The sequence below is a fragment of the Vibrio sp. TAP-3B genome, from assembly GCF_057784735.1.
Genome location: NZ_CM173495.1, coordinates 1,184,730 through 1,201,903, shown reverse-complemented (window position 1 = coordinate 1,201,903; position 17,174 = coordinate 1,184,730). Strand labels below are relative to the sequence as shown.

20 protein-coding genes are annotated in these 17,174 nt (G+C 45.2%); 13 read left to right on the top strand and 7 right to left on the bottom strand.

Translation table 11 applies throughout. The features are described 5' to 3' along the window. Window positions 1–3: 3 nt before the first annotated feature. From hisG to AC3D28_RS05565, 10 genes are all read left to right on the top strand, one after another. The gene (gene hisG, locus AC3D28_RS05610) at window positions 4–900 is read left to right on the top strand and encodes an ATP phosphoribosyltransferase (protein ID WP_488535825.1); all 897 of its coding nucleotides are present in this window, start codon (window positions 4–6) and stop codon (window positions 898–900) included. Window positions 901–905: 5 nt separating this feature from the next. Next, window positions 906–2,198 carry a histidinol dehydrogenase gene (gene hisD, locus AC3D28_RS05605; protein ID WP_488535824.1) on the top strand — a complete coding sequence of 431 codons (1,293 nt, stop codon included), beginning with the start codon at window positions 906–908 and terminating at the stop codon, window positions 2,196–2,198. An 18-nt stretch (window positions 2,199–2,216) separates the two neighbouring features. Then, complete coding sequence (hisC, locus tag AC3D28_RS05600; protein WP_488535823.1) at window positions 2,217–3,257, top strand: histidinol-phosphate transaminase; 1,041 nt, start codon at window positions 2,217–2,219, stop codon at window positions 3,255–3,257. A 70-nt stretch (window positions 3,258–3,327) separates the two neighbouring features. Continuing rightward, a complete protein-coding gene (gene hisB, locus AC3D28_RS05595; RefSeq protein ID WP_488535822.1) occupies window positions 3,328–4,401 on the top strand; it encodes a bifunctional histidinol-phosphatase/imidazoleglycerol-phosphate dehydratase HisB in 1,074 nt (357 codons plus the stop codon). Window positions 4,402–4,429: 28 nt separating this feature from the next. After that, window positions 4,430–5,044, top strand: a complete 615-nt coding sequence (hisH, locus tag AC3D28_RS05590; RefSeq protein ID WP_488535821.1) for an imidazole glycerol phosphate synthase subunit HisH — start codon at window positions 4,430–4,432, stop codon at window positions 5,042–5,044. Between the two features lie 12 nt (window positions 5,045–5,056). Next, window positions 5,057–5,794: a 1-(5-phosphoribosyl)-5-[(5-phosphoribosylamino)methylideneamino]imidazole-4-carboxamide isomerase gene (hisA, locus tag AC3D28_RS05585; RefSeq protein WP_488535820.1), complete on the top strand. Its 738-nt coding sequence runs from the start codon at window positions 5,057–5,059 to the stop codon at window positions 5,792–5,794. Further along, window positions 5,776–6,549, top strand: a complete 774-nt coding sequence (hisF, locus tag AC3D28_RS05580) for an imidazole glycerol phosphate synthase subunit HisF (RefSeq protein ID WP_488535819.1) — start codon at window positions 5,776–5,778, stop codon at window positions 6,547–6,549. Before hisA ends, hisF begins: the two co-directional genes overlap by 19 nt. Continuing rightward, window positions 6,546–7,181 carry a bifunctional phosphoribosyl-AMP cyclohydrolase/phosphoribosyl-ATP diphosphatase HisIE gene (gene hisIE / locus AC3D28_RS05575; protein ID WP_098415347.1) on the top strand — a complete coding sequence of 212 codons (636 nt, stop codon included), beginning with the start codon at window positions 6,546–6,548 and terminating at the stop codon, window positions 7,179–7,181. Before hisF ends, hisIE begins: the two co-directional genes overlap by 4 nt. A gap of 87 nt (window positions 7,182–7,268) precedes the next feature. Further along, a complete protein-coding gene (locus AC3D28_RS05570; RefSeq protein WP_098414183.1) occupies window positions 7,269–7,775 on the top strand; it encodes a helix-turn-helix domain-containing protein in 507 nt (168 codons plus the stop codon). Beyond that, a complete protein-coding gene (locus tag AC3D28_RS05565; RefSeq protein WP_488536032.1) occupies window positions 7,772–8,614 on the top strand; it encodes an IS3 family transposase in 843 nt (280 codons plus the stop codon). The genes AC3D28_RS05570 and AC3D28_RS05565 overlap by 4 nt, the downstream gene beginning before the upstream one ends. A gap of 106 nt (window positions 8,615–8,720) precedes the next feature. On the opposite strand, the gene AC3D28_RS05560 is transcribed toward AC3D28_RS05565, so the two are convergent. From AC3D28_RS05560 to AC3D28_RS05545, 4 genes are all read right to left on the bottom strand, one after another. Beyond that, window positions 8,721–9,239 carry a YchJ family protein gene (locus tag AC3D28_RS05560; protein ID WP_488535818.1) on the bottom strand — a complete coding sequence of 173 codons (519 nt, stop codon included), beginning with the start codon at window positions 9,237–9,239 and terminating at the stop codon, window positions 8,721–8,723. 90 nt (window positions 9,240–9,329) lie between these two features. Further along, complete coding sequence (locus tag AC3D28_RS05555; RefSeq protein WP_488535817.1) at window positions 9,330–10,544, bottom strand: EAL and HDOD domain-containing protein; 1,215 nt, start codon at window positions 10,542–10,544, stop codon at window positions 9,330–9,332. Window positions 10,545–10,650: 106 nt separating this feature from the next. Then, window positions 10,651–11,379 (bottom strand): UDP-2,3-diacylglucosamine diphosphatase, encoded by a 729-nt coding sequence (lpxH, locus tag AC3D28_RS05550; RefSeq protein ID WP_488535816.1) that lies wholly within the window; start codon window positions 11,377–11,379, stop codon window positions 10,651–10,653. Window positions 11,380–11,439: 60 nt separating this feature from the next. Beyond that, window positions 11,440–11,934: a peptidylprolyl isomerase gene (locus AC3D28_RS05545; RefSeq protein WP_098415351.1), complete on the bottom strand. Its 495-nt coding sequence runs from the start codon at window positions 11,932–11,934 to the stop codon at window positions 11,440–11,442. Window positions 11,935–12,137: 203 nt separating this feature from the next. Here AC3D28_RS05545 and cysS point away from each other — a divergent pair, with 203 nt between their 5' ends. Both cysS and AC3D28_RS05535 read left to right on the top strand, forming a co-directional pair. Continuing rightward, window positions 12,138–13,520 carry a cysteine--tRNA ligase gene (gene cysS, locus AC3D28_RS05540; protein ID WP_488535815.1) on the top strand — a complete coding sequence of 461 codons (1,383 nt, stop codon included), beginning with the start codon at window positions 12,138–12,140 and terminating at the stop codon, window positions 13,518–13,520. Window positions 13,521–13,607: 87 nt separating this feature from the next. Then, complete coding sequence (locus AC3D28_RS05535) at window positions 13,608–14,186, top strand: thymidine kinase (RefSeq protein WP_488535814.1); 579 nt, start codon at window positions 13,608–13,610, stop codon at window positions 14,184–14,186. Window positions 14,187–14,251: 65 nt separating this feature from the next. Here the strand turns inward: AC3D28_RS05535 and AC3D28_RS05530 are convergent, their stop codons facing one another. Genes AC3D28_RS05530 through AC3D28_RS05520 form a run of 3 tightly spaced genes read right to left on the bottom strand, consistent with a single transcriptional unit; the run spans window position 14,252 to window position 16,611 of the window. Beyond that, window positions 14,252–14,890, bottom strand: coding sequence for a YdcF family protein (locus AC3D28_RS05530; RefSeq protein ID WP_488535813.1), 639 nt, complete (start codon window positions 14,888–14,890; stop codon window positions 14,252–14,254). Further along, on the bottom strand, window positions 14,887–15,714 hold the full coding sequence (locus AC3D28_RS05525) for an NAD-dependent epimerase/dehydratase family protein (RefSeq protein ID WP_488535812.1): 828 nt from the start codon (window positions 15,712–15,714) through the stop codon (window positions 14,887–14,889). Before AC3D28_RS05525 ends, AC3D28_RS05530 begins: the two co-directional genes overlap by 4 nt. A gap of 18 nt (window positions 15,715–15,732) precedes the next feature. Further along, the gene (locus AC3D28_RS05520) at window positions 15,733–16,611 is read right to left on the bottom strand and encodes a LysR family transcriptional regulator (protein ID WP_488535811.1); all 879 of its coding nucleotides are present in this window, start codon (window positions 16,609–16,611) and stop codon (window positions 15,733–15,735) included. An 88-nt stretch (window positions 16,612–16,699) separates the two neighbouring features. Here AC3D28_RS05520 and AC3D28_RS05515 point away from each other — a divergent pair, with 88 nt between their 5' ends. After that, on the top strand, window positions 16,700–17,146 hold the full coding sequence (locus AC3D28_RS05515; protein ID WP_488535810.1) for a PACE efflux transporter: 447 nt from the start codon (window positions 16,700–16,702) through the stop codon (window positions 17,144–17,146). The last annotated feature ends 28 nt before the right edge of the window (window positions 17,147–17,174 follow it).

Below are 17,174 nucleotides of genomic sequence, written 5' to 3'. Positions count from 1 at the left end.
GTTATGCAAACACAACGCTTAAGAATCGCTATTCAGAAAAAAGGCCGTCTTAGTAAAGAAAGCCAAGCTCTACTAAAACAATGCGGCGTAAAATTTAACATTATGGGGGAACGATTAGTTGTTCACTCGGAGAATATGCCGATCGATTTGCTGCTAGTGCGTGACGATGACATTCCTGGTTTGATCATGGATGGCGTTGTTGACCTTGGTTTTATCGGAGAAAACGAGTTAGAGGAAGTACGTTTAGATCGTAAAGCTTTGGGTGAGCCATGTGAATTTGTTCCACTTCGTCGACTTGATTTTGGCGGTTGCCGCTTGTCTATCGCTATCGACAAGGATGAAGAGTACAACGGCCCGCAAGACTTGGCTGGTAAGCGTATTGCCACAACTTACCCTCAACTCCTAAAAGCTTACATGGATGAAGCAGGTGTTCCATTCTCCACATGTATGTTAACGGGCTCTGTAGAAGTCGCGCCTCGCGCTGGGCTAGCTGATGCGATTGCTGACTTAGTATCAACTGGCGCAACGCTAGAAGCGAACGGCTTAAAAGAAGCGGAGATGATCTTCAAATCGAAAGCGACGCTAATTCAGCGTACAGGGGAGTTCGATGCTGACAAAGTCGCTCTTATTGAAAAGTTGCTGACACGCATGCAGGGCGTTCAACAAGCCAAAGAATCCAAATACATCATGCTTCACGCTCCTGCTGAAAAACTAGACCAAATCAAGGCGTTACTTCCTGGTGCTGAAGACCCGACCGTATTACCGCTATCAGCTGATAAACAAAAAATTGCCGTTCACTTAGTCAGTACAGAAAATTTATTCTGGGAAACAATGGAACAGCTTAAAGAACTTGGCGCAAGCTCAATTTTAGTATTACCAATTGAAAAAATGATGGAGTAAGCATCATGAGAACAGTCGTTTGGCAATCATTAAGTGAACAACAACAAGATTCTATCCTAGAGCGTCCCGCTATTGCTCAAGGTGCAAATATTACCGCCGCTGTGTCTAAAGTAATTAGCCAAGTTCGTAGCGAGGGCGATGCAGCAATACTGGAGTTAACGGAAAAGTTTGATCGCGTTAAACCTGAATCCATCCGTGTTTCCTCTCAGGAAATTAAAGCCGCTTCAGAACGCTTGTCTGAATCAATGAAAAACGCACTAGAGCAAGCTTATGCCAATATTTCCAAATTCCACAAAGCGCAAAAGCCACAGCCAATTAAAGTCGAAACTCAACCGGGTGTGCTTTGTGAACAGGTAACACGTCCAATTCAAAAAGTGGGGTTGTATATTCCTGGCGGTAGTGCGCCATTACCATCGACGGTTTTGATGCTTGGTGTACCAGCGAAAATTGCAGGGTGTCGCAAAGTCGTACTGTGTTCTCCACCCCCTATCGCGGATGAGATCCTTTATGTCGCTAAGTTGTGTGGTATTGACGATGTTTACAATATCGGTGGTGGTCAAGCTATTGCGGCAATGGCTTACGGCACAGAAACGGTGTCGAAGGTCGATAAAATTTTTGGTCCGGGCAACGCTTACGTTACGGAAGCAAAACGTCAAGTTAGTAATGATTTCCGTGGCGCCGCGATTGATATGCCAGCGGGCCCTTCGGAAGTTCTTGTGATCGCAGACGAAACAGCGGCCCCAGATTTTATTGCGGCGGACCTTCTAAGTCAGGCAGAGCATGGACCTGACTCTCAAGTTGTCCTTGTCACTCCGTCCGCTATTATTGCCGACCAAGTGACAGATGCAGTGCAACATCAATTGAAACTACTGTCGCGTGCCGACATCGCTGAACAGGCACTGGCATCAAGCTTAATCATTATTGCAGAGTCGATCACGCAGGCTATTTCTATCTCTAATTACTATGGCCCAGAGCACTTGATTGTACAGACTAAGAATCCGAGAGAGCTTTTGCCTTTATTAGATAACGCAGGCTCTATCTTCCTTGGTGATTGGTCTCCGGAGTCGGCTGGCGACTATGCATCGGGCACTAACCACGTGCTTCCTACTTACGGTTACACACGGACATACTCAAGCTTAGGTTTAGCTGATTTTTATAAACGAATGACGGTTCAAGAGCTTTCAGCTGACGGTCTGAAAAATCTTGCGCCAACGGTTGTGACCATGGCCGAAGCGGAAGGTCTGGACGCCCACAAACGTGCTGTTACTATCCGTGTAGAAAAATTAGCAAGTAAGTAAGAATAAGAGAGTAAAGAGATGGAAAAGCTAGCGCGTAAACAAGTCCAACAACTAACACCTTATCTTTCGGCTCGCCGAATTGGTGGTACTGGTGATGTGTGGTTAAACGCGAATGAATCACCTTTCAATAATGAATACAAAACCGATTTTGCTCGTCTTAATCGTTACAGCGAATGTCAGCCTAAAGAATTGATTTCTGCTTACGCCGCGTATGCTGGAGTGAAACCAGAACAAACGCTGACTTCTCGTGGCGCAGACGAAGGTATTGAGTTATTGATTCGTGCTTTCTGTGAACCGGGTGAAGACGCGATTTTATATTGCCCACCGACTTACGGTATGTACGCCATCAGTGCAGAAACCATCGGTGTAGCGCGCAAAACGGTGCCGTTAACCACAGATTGGCAACTGGATCTTGAGGGTATTGAAGCAAACCTAGATAACGTAAAACTGGTGTTTGTATGTTCGCCAAACAACCCAACGGGTAATTTGGTTAAGCGTGAAGATATTGTCTCTCTGCTTGAGATGACAAAAGACCGTGCAATCGTAGTGATGGACGAAGCGTACATTGATTTTTGTCCAGAAGCGTCAACAGTAGATTTACTGGCGCAATACCCGAATCTCGCAATTCTGCGTACTCTGTCGAAAGCTTTCGCGCTTGCTGGTTTGCGTTGTGGATTTACGCTAGCAAACGAAGAACTGATTAATATCCTTCTTAAAGTGATCGCCCCGTACCCAGTTCCCGTTCCAGTTGCAGAAATTGCTACTCAGGCGCTTTCTGAAGCGGGACTAGCGCGAGCGAAGTTCCAAGTCCTCGACTTGAATGCAAACCGCGCTTATCTGCAGGTCGGCTTGTCGATGATTCCAGGGCTGGAAGTCTTTGAAGGGTGGGGTAACTACCTATTGGTGAAATTCCCAGATGGCGACGAAGTATTCAAAGCGGCTTGGGACACGGGAATCATTCTTCGTAACTCACCAATCGAGAATTGCGTACGTATTAGTGTCGGAAACCGCGACGAGTGCGAAAAAACACTGGGTTTCATCAGAAACTACTACTCATAAGTAGAGATCGAGTTAATCGCTCTTGCTAAATAGCGAGAGCGTCAAAAAGAATAGCAATAAGGAAGTTCGAGTGAGCAAGCAACAAAAAATCCTATTTATCGACCGTGATGGCACGCTGATTGTCGAGCCACCGATTGATTTCCAAGTTGACCGCTTGGATAAATTAAAACTAGAGCCGTTTGTTATCCCAAGCCTGTTGTCGTTGCAGGATGCAGGATACCGCCTAGTGATGGTCACGAACCAAGATGGTCTTGGTACCGACAGCTACCCTCAAGAAGACTTCGATGCGCCGCACAATATGATGATGGAGATCTTCGAGTCTCAAGGCGTGAAGTTCGATGATGTGCTGATTTGCCCGCACTTTGAAGAAGACAACTGTTCTTGCCGTAAGCCTAAGCTAGGCATGGTGAAAGCGTACCTTCAAGGCGGCAAAGTGGATTTCCAACACTCCGTCGTGATTGGTGACCGCCAAACGGATCTGCAATTGGCGGAAAACATGGCGATTCGCGGGATTCAATACAACCCAGAAACCATGGGTTGGAAACAGATCCTGAAAACTCTAACGGTTAAAGCTCGCGTTGCTGAAGTGATTCGTACCACCAAAGAGACGGACATCAAAGTTGCGGTTAACCTTGATGAGCAAGGTGGTAACGATATTTCAACGGGCCTTGGTTTCTTTGACCACATGCTGGATCAAATCGCGACGCACGGTGGATTCCAAATGGTGTGCAAAGTGGAAGGCGACCTGCACATAGATGATCACCACACGGTAGAAGATACCGCTCTTGCGTTGGGGCAAGCGTTGAAAGAAGCGCTAGGTGACAAGCGTGGTATTGGTCGCTTTGGTTTTAGCCTTCCAATGGACGAGTGTTTGGCTCAATGTGCGCTGGATCTGTCTGGCCGCCCATACCTTAAGTTCGACGCGCAGTTTAGCCGTGAACAAGTGGGTGACCTCTCAACGGAGATGGTGGTGCACTTCTTCCGTTCTCTGACTGACACCTTAGCGTGTACGCTGCACCTTTCTTCTGCGGGCAATAATGATCACCACATTGTTGAAAGCTTGTTTAAAGCGTTTGGTCGAACTTTGCGTCAAGCCATTAAAGTGGAAGGAACAGAATTGCCAAGCAGTAAAGGTGTGCTTTAAGGCTTCCGTTAGGATAGGAGAAAAAATAGTGACAGAACAAAAAGTTGTCATCATTGATACAGGGTGTGCCAATGTTTCTTCGGTAAGGTTTGCCATTGAACGCCTAGGCTATGACGTAACTATTTCAAAAGATCCGCAAGTTGTATTGTCGGCTGACAAGTTATTCCTTCCGGGCGTGGGCACCGCCAGCGAAGCGATGAAGAACCTTGAAGAGCGTGATCTTATCAATCTCGTCAAACAAGTTGAAAAGCCATTGCTCGGCATCTGTTTGGGTATGCAGCTATTGGGTAAGTTTTCTCAGGAGAAGGGTCAGAAAGCGGATGCCTCAGTGGAGTGTCTTGGCCTTTGCGAAGGTGAAGTGAAACTGATGCAAACCGGCGACTTGCCACTGCCGCACATGGGGTGGAATACCGTTTCTGCAAAAGCTGGAAACCCACTGTTCAAAGATATTGAAGAAGGGGAGTACTTCTACTTTGTACACAGCTTTGCCATGCCCGTTGGCGATTATACGATTGCTGAATGTGAATATGGCAACCCGTTCACAGCAGCATTACAAAGCGGCAATTACTACGGTGTGCAATTCCACCCTGAGCGTTCTTCAAAAGCGGGCGCGAAGCTTATGCAAAACTTCTTAGAACTATAAAAGGAATTTAGTGTGATTATTCCAGCTCTTGATTTAATCGAAGGACAGGTAGTTCGCCTTTATCAAGGTGATTACGGCCAAGTAACCGAGTACAAAGTTGATCCTGCAGAGCAGTTCAACTTGTACCACCAAGCGGGCGCTAACTGGCTGCATTTGGTGGATTTAACAGGTGCAAAAGATACCTCTGCGCGCCAACTTGATTTGATTGCAAAGCTACTAGCAAGCACGCCAGCGAACATCCAAATCGGTGGCGGTGTGCGCACAGAGCAAGACGTGATTGATTTGTTAGAGGCAGGCGCCCAGCGTGTTGTGGTTGGCTCGACAGCAGTCAAGCAACCAGAGCTTGTGAAAGGGTGGATGGAAAAATACGGTGCAGAGAAAATTGTCTTAGCACTAGATATTAACATCGACCAAGAAGGCACGCGTAAAGTGGCCATCTCGGGCTGGCAAGAAGACTCGGGTGTAACGATTGAAGCACTTATTAATGATTACCTAACAGTAGGTCTACAGCACGTGCTTTGTACGGATATTTCTCGTGACGGTACGCTAGAAGGCTCAAACGTAGAGCTTTACGTCGATCTCTGCAAACAATACCCACAAGTGCAATTCCAATCGTCGGGCGGTATTGGCTCACTGGCTGATATTGAGAGGCTCAAAGGGACAGGCGTATCCGGCGTGATTGTCGGTCGTGCTTTACTGGATGGAAAGTTCACAGCAGAGGAGGCATTGGCATGCTGGCAAAGCGAATAATACCATGTCTTGATGTTCGTGATGGACAAGTGGTGAAAGGCGTTCAGTTCCGAAACCACGAGATCATTGGCGACATTGTTCCGCTGGCTCAACGCTACGCTGAAGAGGGCGCAGATGAACTGGTCTTTTACGATATTACCGCGTCAAGTGATGGTCGTGTGGTGGACAAAAGTTGGGTGAAGCGAGTAGCGGAAGTGATCGACATTCCTTTCTGTGTGGCTGGTGGTATTAAGTCGGCAGAAGATGCGGCGCGGATTCTAGAGTTTGGTGCGGATAAAGTTTCTATTAACTCGCCAGCGTTAGCGAATCCACAATTGATTACGGATCTCGCTGATAAGTTTGGTGTGCAGTGTATCGTGGTGGGCATTGATTCTTACTACAACAAAGTAACTGGGAAATACCAAGTTTACCAGTTCACTGGCGATGAAGAGCGTACAAAGGCGACTCAATGGGAAACGCGTGATTGGGTGCAAGAAGTGCAAAAACGTGGCGCGGGTGAAATCGTATTAAACATGATGAACCAAGATGGTGTGCGCAGCGGCTACGACATTGAACAGCTCAATATGGTTCGTGAAGTGTGTAAAGTGCCGCTCATCGCGTCGGGCGGTGCGGGGGCCGTAGAGCACTTTGCCGAAGCATACCAAAAAGCGAATGTGGATGGTGCCCTTGCCGCGTCAGTATTCCACAAGCAAGTCATCAATATTGGTGAACTAAAACAGTATTTAAAACAACAAGGCATTGAGGTACGACTATGAGTTTTAAAGCCGCCGAAGTAAGTTTGCTATCAGAGCGAATCAACTGGGACAAAGTCGATGGCTTGGTGCCTGCCGTCGTACAAGATTTTCAATCAAGCCAAGTGTTGATGATGGGCTACATGAACCAAGACGCACTAGCAAAAACGGGTGAAACTGGTCAAGTGACGTTTTTCTCTCGTACTAAAGCGCGTTTGTGGACCAAAGGTGAAACCTCAGGTAATGTGCTGCAGTTAGTGAATATTTCGCTCGATTGTGACGCTGACACGCTACTAGTCAAAGTAAACCCTATAGGCCCAACGTGCCATACCGGGACCACGACCTGTTGGGACGGCGATTCACAAGAAGAGTCGCAGATGGTGTGGCTTCATCAACTTGAGCAGTTATTGGCTGCCCGCAAGAGTGCCGATCCAGGCTCCTCTTATACTGCCAGTCTTTATGCTCGTGGCACCAAGCGTATTTCGCAGAAAGTGGGCGAAGAAGGCGTTGAAGTCGCGCTTGCGGCGACGTCGGGCGATAAGGCGGAATTAGTGTGTGAATCTGCGGATTTGATTTATCACTTGATGGTGTTATTGCAAGACCAAGGTTTATCGATGAATGATGTGGTGAACAAGCTAAAAGAGCGCCACAAATAAGGTTACTCAAGATAAGATAAAGCCCCTAAGCTTAAGAGTTTTGAACTGACCCCCAATAGTTGGACACCAATTATTGGGGGTCTTTTTATGTCCAAATATAGCCGCGAGCTAAAATGTATCATTGCTAAACAATGCTTAGATGGTGCGTCATCTCGCTATTTAGCAAAACAATATTCAATGTCTTCAAGACAGATACGGTATTGGGTTCAAGTCTTTGTCATCCATGGTGCTGATTCATTTTTACCAACTAAGCATGCTACTGCTCAGGAAAAACGAAAAGCATTGAATTTAATGTGGACGAATGATTGGTCTCTCACGCACACTAGCGCAGTATTAAACCTCTCATCCCCGGGGATACTCTCTGTCTGGCTCAAAAGATTTAATGAGCTCGGTATCAAAGGGCTCAAAATGCGCCAGAAAGGAAGACCCTCAATGAAACAGCAACCTCAACGTACCACTAAACCTGATAATGAAATGACACTTGAGGAGCTAAAAGAGGAGTTGGTCTACTTACGAACTGAGAATGCCGTTCTAAAAAAGTTGGAAGAGTTGGAGCAGGAAAAAAACCGTCGAACAAAGAAAAAGCGGTCATAGCTCTAACTCTTAAAGGCAAGTACCCGTTGAAGCACTTACTGCACACTCTACAGTTGGCAAAAAGTGTCTTCTATTATCAGGCTCAAACGAGTAAGCGCCCAAATAGCTACGAACGTGAGCTGCGTTTGATAAAGTCAATTTATCATGAACATAAGGGTCGATACGGCTACCGCCGTATTCACTTGGAACTAAAAAATCAGGGGGTTATGCTTAATCACAAAACGGTTCAAAGACTTATGGCTCAGCTCAACCTTAAATCGACGGTCAGGGTTAAAAAGTATCGTTCATACCGAGGAGAATCTGGAACAGCAGCTCCTAACGTGCTTGAAAGAGATTTTAGTGCGACTCAACCCGATGAAAAATGGGTAACAGATGTCACGGAGTTCAAAATCAAAGAGCAGAAAGTATACTTGTCTCCCGTTGTCGACTTGTTTACTCAGGAAGTGGTTGCTTATAGAGTGGCCAAAAATGCCTGCTTGCCGCTTGTCACGGATATGCTGACGGAAGCTATATCAACGCTTAAACCCAACTCAAAACCAATTATACATAGCGATCAAGGTTGGCAATATCGCCATCGACAGTATCAGAAAAAGGTAGCGGAGAATGGGTTAACGCAAAGCATGTCGAGAAAAGGTAACTGCTTGGATAATGCTGTTGCTGAAAACTTTTTTGCTTTACTCAAAACAGAGATGTATCACAACCAAAGCTTTGAAGATGCAGATGCTCTGATAGAACAAATTAAAGAATACATCGAGTACTACAATACCAAGCGTATAAAAGTGAAACTAAAAGGCCTGACTCCGATAGAATATCGAACTCAGGTCTTGAAAGCCGCTTAACAGAAATGTCCAACTTTACGGGGTCACTTCATAAGTGGGCTTTTTTATATAGCAAGGTGGAGTACGTCACTCCTACAAGCCTAGACGAGATCAGAGATCAAAGCCTTTATCCACAGCACTTCTTAAACTTCTTGCCACTGCCGCAGATGCACGGATCATTCCTGCCAACTTTTAAGCCATCGATTGATTGGTTTAGTCGTGGAGCCAGTTCGGACCGTTTTTCTTCTGGCTCTTCTTTTGGGAATGTACCGTCAATGTAGAACCAAAGTCCGTTCTCTTTTACAAAGCGAGAGCGCTCGGACATACAGTAGCGCTTGCCGTCTTCGTTAAAGTAGGCGCGGAATTCTACAAAACCTTCGTCTTCATTGCTGCCCGCTTCTGCTTTTACGACTTCAAGCTTGCACCAGTCACTCTCTATGGATTGCGCAATTTCTTCGCGTTGTGCTTCTGCATTGCAGCTAGAGTGGTAGGTATTTACGATGTAATCAACCAGACCCACAGCATGAGCGCTGTAACGAGAGCGCATAAGTTGCTCTGGCGTGCTGACATCGGCATGATTATTGTGGGCAATTTCACAACACTGTTTGTAGGTACGGCTAGAGCCGCAAGGACAAGAAAAAACCATAAAATGAAAACTCGTTTAATTAAGCGGTAAAAACAAACAACCTCACAATAATCGTGAGGTTGGCGGTATTATGGGGGATATTATAGCGGTTCAAGGCGTTTGAGAAAGGAGTGCTTGAGCCCAAGCGGTCGATTGATTAAAAGCATCAGCCAACTGTGGCTCGGTAAGTTTGAGAGATGAGCAATATTGTTCTGCCAGTTCCCAATCCGCTTGTTCATACGCGATAATCATGCAAAGCAAGTAACCGAGCACTCCTTTGTGACTAGTTAGCGCGAGTTTGATGTCCTCATCAATGGGAATATCCTCAATGACATCCGAAAGAGGCTGATCGAGCAAAGAGTCCAGTAGAGAAAACATTCCCGTCAAAAAAGCTTGCCCAGGATCGTACTTAGTGTCCATTTGACCGAGTAAAATCTCGCACATCCTAGCGCGCTGAATAGCAAGCGAGTAGAGCGAGTCTGGCTTATCCTCTTGAACAGAAGCAATTGCGACGAGTGAAATAAAGCGCCTCAAGCGCTCTTCACCTAAGTAAATAAGCGCTTGTCTAAATGACTTAATCTTTGTCGCTAACGTGTAGCCTGAATTAACGTACGTGAGCAGTTTGTATGAAAGTGTCACATCAATAGAAAACAGTCGCTCGACTTCATTAAAATTGATGGGCTTGTCCGCTATCTCTTTACACAGTTGGATGACAGTCAGGAAGGCAGGGTTTATACGCTTTTTCTGAATCATCTCTGGTTTGCTGAAAAAATAGCCTTGAAAATAGTCAAATCCAGCTTCGAGTGCTTGTTCAAACTCTTCATAGGTTTCGACTTTTTCTGCCAAAAAGTCGATATTGAATTGACTTAGAGCTTGGATAAAAATGGCGGCTTTTTGAATCGGAACCAATCGAATGTCAAACTTGATCATGGAAATATAAGGAAGAAATTGTTTCCAAGCTGGGGTTGGAACAAAATCATCCAAGGCAATTTTGTATCCACATTGATGTAGGTGTTTGATCGCGTCTAGGAGTTCTTTGGTCGGCTCACAATCTTCAAGAACCTCAATAACTAATGAATCTTTCGGAAACAGTGTTGGCACCAAGTTCACTAAGCTTTGGTGTGGGAAATTAACAAAGCCCAGTTTATCACCTAATGTGTTGTAATGAGTCGACAGAAAATGATCGGATAGCAGTCGACTCGTAGCCAGCTCTGGCTCTACTTCAGGGAAGGTGTTTTTGGGACCGTCGCGAAAGAGAAGTTCGTAACCTATGGTTCGTTTTTCTCTGTCCAATATTGGCTGGCGAGCTACGTAAGAATACTTCAATGAGGCACTTCGTTCCGTTCAACTATTTTCATGATGATAGCGATTTTTTATAAAATATCTACGACTTGTGAGTGAATCTTCTACCTACTCAACATCTAAGTGGAGGTTATGTATCGAATGGTCGTGTTTGTAGTTCAAAGGTATCAGAATTGACTTGTAAAACGGAACCTTGAGTGTACCAATCACCCAAAACGATACGGGTCTTTTTAGTACCGTTGATGTCAAAAAAGTGTGTGTCGGGACGGTGAGTGTGGCCATGAATCATGAGGTTGACGCCATTCTGGGACATCACCTTTTCCACTTCGTTTTGATTCACATCCATGATATCGAGAGGCTTGCTCTTTTTATCCCCCCGAATATCGGATTGAACTTTTGAAACGATTTTTTTCTTTATAAACCAAGGAATATGCTTGAAAAGCCACTGTAACCAGGGCTGGTGGACGGTCTTACGGAATTTTTGGTAGTCGATGTCATCCGTGCATAGGGTATCGCCGTGAAGTATGACTGCTTTAGTGCCATACAGGTCAATGGTGCAAACCTCATCAAGTAACGTGATCCCTGTGTCTTTGCAAAAACGTTCTCCTAACAAGAAGTCACGGTTGCCCTGAATAAAAAAGACGGGCACGCCATGGTCGGTGAGCGTTTTGAATTCAGTTCGAACTTGGTTTGCGAAGGGGGTGTTGTCTTCGTCTCCAACCCAAAACTCGAACAGATCACCTAGCACGTAAAGTGCATCGGCGTCGATAGCTTCTGTCCGCATGAACGTCGCAAAGCATTGGGTAATGTCTGGACGAGATGGCGTAAGGTGAAGATCGGAAATAAATAATGTCATCATAGAAATAAGGGGAGGCGTTGCCTCCCCACTAATTTATCTCTTGGGAACAATTCTTACGAATTATTCTTCAATTGTTGTACCAGTGATTACCACGTCTTCTAGTGGTACGTCTTGGTGCATGCCGTAAGAACCAGTGCTCACATCTTTAATCTTATTAACGATGTCCATACCTTCAACTACTTCAGCAAATACACAGTAGCCCCAACCATCTAGGCTTTCGCTACGGAAGTCTAAGAAGGTGTTGTTGTTCACGTTGATGAAAAACTGAGAGCTTGCTGAATGCGGTTCCATCGTACGTGCCATTGCCAGTGTACCGACTTTGTTGCTTAGGCCGTTGTTTGCTTCGTTCTGGATAGGGGCACGTGTTGCTTTTTCACGGAGACCTGGCTCCATACCACCACCTTGGACCATGAAACCATCAATAACACGGTGGAAAAGAGTGTTGTCGTAAAAGCCGTCGCGGCAGTACTGAAGAAAGTTTGCGCTTGTCTCTGGCGCTTTCTCGTCGTTTAGTTGAATCTTGATGTCACCAAAATTAGTGTGAAGGGTGATCATGCTACTTTCCTTTACTGTGTTGTGTTGAGCCCGAGATTCTAGCCTAAGTTCTCACGCTTTAAAAACTCAGAAAGAATAAATTCTTTATTTTGTGCTTGAAGTTTAGCCGATTATCGTTTTATCGGTTAATTGCTATTACCTAACAAGGTCTGAGTTGATATACTCGGCGCTCTTGTTTTCATTCACAATCATAGATAGAGATCATGTTAAAAATATATAACACACTCACACGACAGAAAGAGGAATTCAAACCAATTACAGCTGGCAAAGTTGGCATGTATGTCTGTGGAGTTACCATTTACGATCTCTGTCACATCGGTCATGGCCGCACATTTGTGTCTTTTGACGTCGTATCACGCTACCTTCGTTACCTCGGATATGACCTGACGTTTGTGCGTAACATCACCGATATCGATGATAAGATCATCAAACGTGCGGCGGAAAATGGAGAGTCTTGTGATTCACTCACCGAACGTCTGATCGGTGAAATGCACGCTGACTTCGACGCGTTAAACATGAAGCGTCCAGATATTGAGCCTCGTGCAACAGAGTTTATTGCGGAAATTGTTGAGCTGGTTCAAACGTTAATCAAGCGTGGTTTCGCTTACGTAGCGGATAACGGCGACGTAATGTTTGAAGTAAGTAAATTTGACGAGTACGGTAAACTGTCTAAGCAAGACTTGGAACAGCTTCAAGCTGGTGCGCGTGTTGATATTGAAACAGCAAAACGTAGCCCGTTGGATTTTGTGCTTTGGAAAATGTCAAAGCCAGGTGAACCTACTTGGGAGTCACCATGGGGTTCTGGTCGTCCTGGTTGGCACATTGAATGTTCTGCGATGAACTCATCTATCTTGGGTGAGCACTTCGATATTCATGGCGGTGGTTCGGATCTTCAGTTCCCGCATCACGAAAATGAAATTGCTCAATCTTGCTGTGCGCATGATACCAACTACGTAAACACTTGGATGCACAGTGGCATGGTGATGGTAGACAGAGAAAAAATGTCTAAGTCATTAGGTAACTTCTTCACGATCCGTGACGTTCTAAGTCACTATGACGCAGAGACTGTGCGTTACTTCTTGATGTCTGGTCACTACCGCAGCCAGCTTAACTACAGCGAAGAAAACCTAAACCAAGCGCGAGCTTCACTTGAACGTCTTTACACATCTCTACGTGGTCTTGACCTAACCGTCGCCCCTGCTGGTGGTGAAGAGTATGTTTCTCTCTTTACTAATGCGATGAATGACGATTTCAACACACCAGAAGCTTACTCTGTGCTGTTTGACATGGCGCGCGAAGTAAACCGTCTGAAAACAGAAAACGTAGAGAAAGCCAGTGAACTTGGTGTCCTGATGCGTGAGCTGGCTGATGTTATCGGTATTCTTCACCAAGACCCTGAAGCCTTCCTTAAAGGTGATGCAGGTAATGATGATGAAGTGGCTGAAATTGAAGCACTGATCAAGCTGCGTAATGACTCTCGTGCAGCGAAAGACTGGGCAAATGCCGATATGGCTCGTGACAAGCTGACAGAAATGGGCATCCTTCTTGAGGATGGTCCAGAAGGCACAGCGTGGCGCCGTAAATAATTGAATTTTCAATGTAAAAGGGCTGATAATTCAGCCCTTTTATTTGTCATTTTCATTGATTAAAACTTTAACTTTAGGTAATGCTCTGTGGCTCAGATGTATTTCTATTACTCAGCGATGAATGCGGGTAAATCAACAACTCTTCTACAATCTTCTTTTAACTATCAAGAGCGAGGCATGACGCCAGTTATTTTTACGGCCGCACTGGATGATCGTTTTGGTGTGGGGAAAGTAAGCTCTCGTATTGGTCTTAAATCTGATGCGCATTTATTCCGTCAGGAAACCAATTTATATCAAGAGGTTGTAACACTCAACGACGTTGAAAAGCGTCACTGCATTCTTGTTGATGAATGCCAGTTCTTGTCGAAAGAGCAAGTTTATCAACTGACTGAGGTCGTCGATAAGCTGCATATTCCTGTATTGTGCTATGGCCTTCGTACCGATTTTTTAGGCGAACTTTTTGAAGGCAGTAAGTACCTACTATCTTGGGCAGATAAGCTTGTTGAACTGAAGACAATTTGTCACTGTGGCCGTAAGGCGAATATGGTTATTCGTACGGATGAGCACGGAGTGGCAATTAAAGAAGGTGACCAAGTTGCCATCGGGGGCAATGACAAATACGTATCGGTTTGTCGTCAGCATTATAAAGAAGCCTTGGGTAAATAATTCCGACAGTCAATATAAAGCCACCGCATTCGGTGGCTTTTTAATTTCTATTTGAGTTGTTTAAATTAGGCTAAGTGATAACCCAATTGTTTAAGTAAAGCTTGATAAGACAACTCGACATTTTCAGGTATCGCTTGCTCGGTTTGAAAGCCTTTTTCTGGGTAGCTTTTGATGCGAGAAAAGTCTTCCATTAGTGCGTCTAACACCATCATCAATGGCATATCTTCATTAATGTACTCAAAAATCGGGTGCGCCGTTGAGCTTACCTGAAGTTGAGAGTAGGGAGACGGCCATTGTTGCTCAAAGGTTGCGAGCGCTCTACGTTCCATAAACGGTTTTTGCACCAGAATGAACGACGAGCACACTTTACCTTCATCTTTTAGTCGTTGCTCAGTAAAACGAACATTTTCCCCGCTGTTGCTCGAGTTCTTTTCCAAAATGATCGCATTATTCGGAACCCCCGCTATTCGTGCGATCTCTGCGAATGTCTCTGCTTCACTTTTTTCAAATAGACCGTCTGTGAATCGACCTTTACCGCCGGAGAAAACAATCAATGGTGCAAGCTTTTGGTGATAAAGCTTCGCCGCATGTTCAGCGACCCGTACATCGTTGCTGCACATGACAAACAAACAATCTGCAGGTATTAGGTCATGTTTGAGTTGCATGTAATCCCAGAGAGTTTCGATGTGTTGGTAAAGTTTCATAATGCGTCCAGCGTCGAGTTGAATTGAAACTGATAGCCCAGCGAAGTTAGCTTCTCGGCCAAAATACGTTTATCTGCCTTATCGGTAACTGGCGGAAGAGCAATATTGGCATCACTGTTGTTAATCGCTGCCTGATAAAACTCCGCCTTACTCACGGTATGCGGTGTCGTGACGTTGATGACTTGGTTGTTCAGGTTACTTAAAGCAAATAGCGCGGCTGATACTGCATCATTTTGATGAACCATATTAGCAGGTGCTTTTCGACTGACTTGTTTTAACCTCATCGCAAAGCGAGATGGGTGCCTGTCTGGTCCAATTAAGCCGCTACAGCGCATAATTACAAAGTTAACACCAGAATCAATCACATGTTGTTCTGCTTGAAGCATGATACGCGCATTATCTGAAAAGTAAGGGCTGCCTGTAGCGAGAGACAGAGAGGCAGCTTCTTCTTTCATATCTGAAGCGAGATTTGGATAGACAGTTGTTGAGCTAACCATCACCAGTTTCTCAACGCCATTGTGTTTGGCCGCGTTCGCCAGTACTTGCCATTGTTGGGCGTACTCTTGTCCGTGCCCCTTACGAAAGCCGGGTGGAAAAGCGCCAATAATGTGGGTGATTTGATGCTCTTTGAGCAGCGCATCGAGTTTGTTAGCAGCGTTAAGTTGATTGAAGTCGAACAACGCTGAGTGAGTTAATGAGGCCGGTAATTCGTCTAATCGAGATTGGCTTCGACGTGTAACGACCACTTGGTGTCCGTCTTTCATCAGGGCTTCTGCTAGCGGAGTTCCGAGCCAGCCTGCACCTACGATCAATGTATTTGCCATTTGGGTCTTCCTACTTATTTATGTCTGCCCGAACAAGGTGAGCAGCTCTGCTTTAGTTTGTTGATGAAGGGGATCGGAATGCCATCTTTGATGTTGAATGAGGTCAACATTGACTTGCCAAGCCAGTTTTGTGAAATCATCCCCAACTCTTATTAATGTGTTTGGTGAGTACGCTACTAAATGTGTCGGTAGGAAGCACCAACCAAACCCTTTATTCGCTAATTCCAACAAAATATAGTAATTATCAGCGTACCAGATATCTGGGCTAAATGCTTGATTAAGGCTAGATGGTTCAGCGCTTTTGGAGCGTATTACCAGTTGGCGATATTGTTTGAGCTGGTCCATGTGAGTGACATGCTGCTGGGCCAGTGGGTGCTTGGAAGAGATATACACATCGAACGCAATGTTACCCAGATTAGTGAAATCGATATGTCGAGGCATTTGTAAGTCACTCAAAATAACCCCGGTTGTGGCGCGCTCTGACTTGATCAATTCGATGATATCGGGACTGGAAGCGGTTAAGCACTCAACTTGTAAGTGTGGAAACCGCAGCTCTAAATTTGTTAAAACATCTGCTAAGCGCGTGAGAGGGATCCCTTCATCGATGGCTAAAACCAATTTATTGGTCGGCATAGAAAAGAGTTGTGCGGCTCTATTGTTTAAGCGGTCGAGCTGGCTAACGGCAGCTTGTGCGTAAGGCAGTAACGCATGGCCACTCTCGGTCAATTTTGGATATCGACCAGAGCGGTCAAATAGCTCAACGCCGCAGTCGACCTCCATATTAATGATGTGTTGGCTGATTACGGATTGAGCTCGCCCCAGTTTTCTCGCCGCGCCTGAAAATGAACCGGCTTCTGATGTTGCAATGAAAGCTTGCAGTTGTTCGATGGTAAACATATCGTTTTTACCGATGGTATCTAACTTTTTGTTATCTGAATAATAGATAAAATTCTAAACATTGAGTAGGACTATTTGGTGGGTAATCATGACTCGTAACGAACGAATTTTTCATGCCGTACTTTTTGAATTGATAGCGTTAGCGATTGTTGTGCCAGCGGCTTCCTTGATCACAGGGAAGGGCTCTAGTGATCTCGCGTTAGTTGGGGTTGGATTGAGCGTGTACACCGTAATATGGAACTACACCTATAACTGGTATTTTGACAAGTGGTTTGGCGGTGATCGATCTGAGCGAAGCTTGGCGATGCGACTTGGGCATAGTATTGGTTTCGAGGGAGGGTTGATCATTATCACTATACCCGTGATCGCTTGGTTCTTAGAAATGACTTTCTTCCAAGCTATGGTGCTAGAAGCTGGCTTCTTAGTGTTCTTTTTATTTTATACCACGGGCTTTAACTGGTTATACGATAAAGTTCAGCCATTTGGGAAAATGAAAAAACGATTGATGCAGCCGGTATGGACAAGCAAAAAATAGAGAGAAGTAAAAATGCCACCGGAGTCGG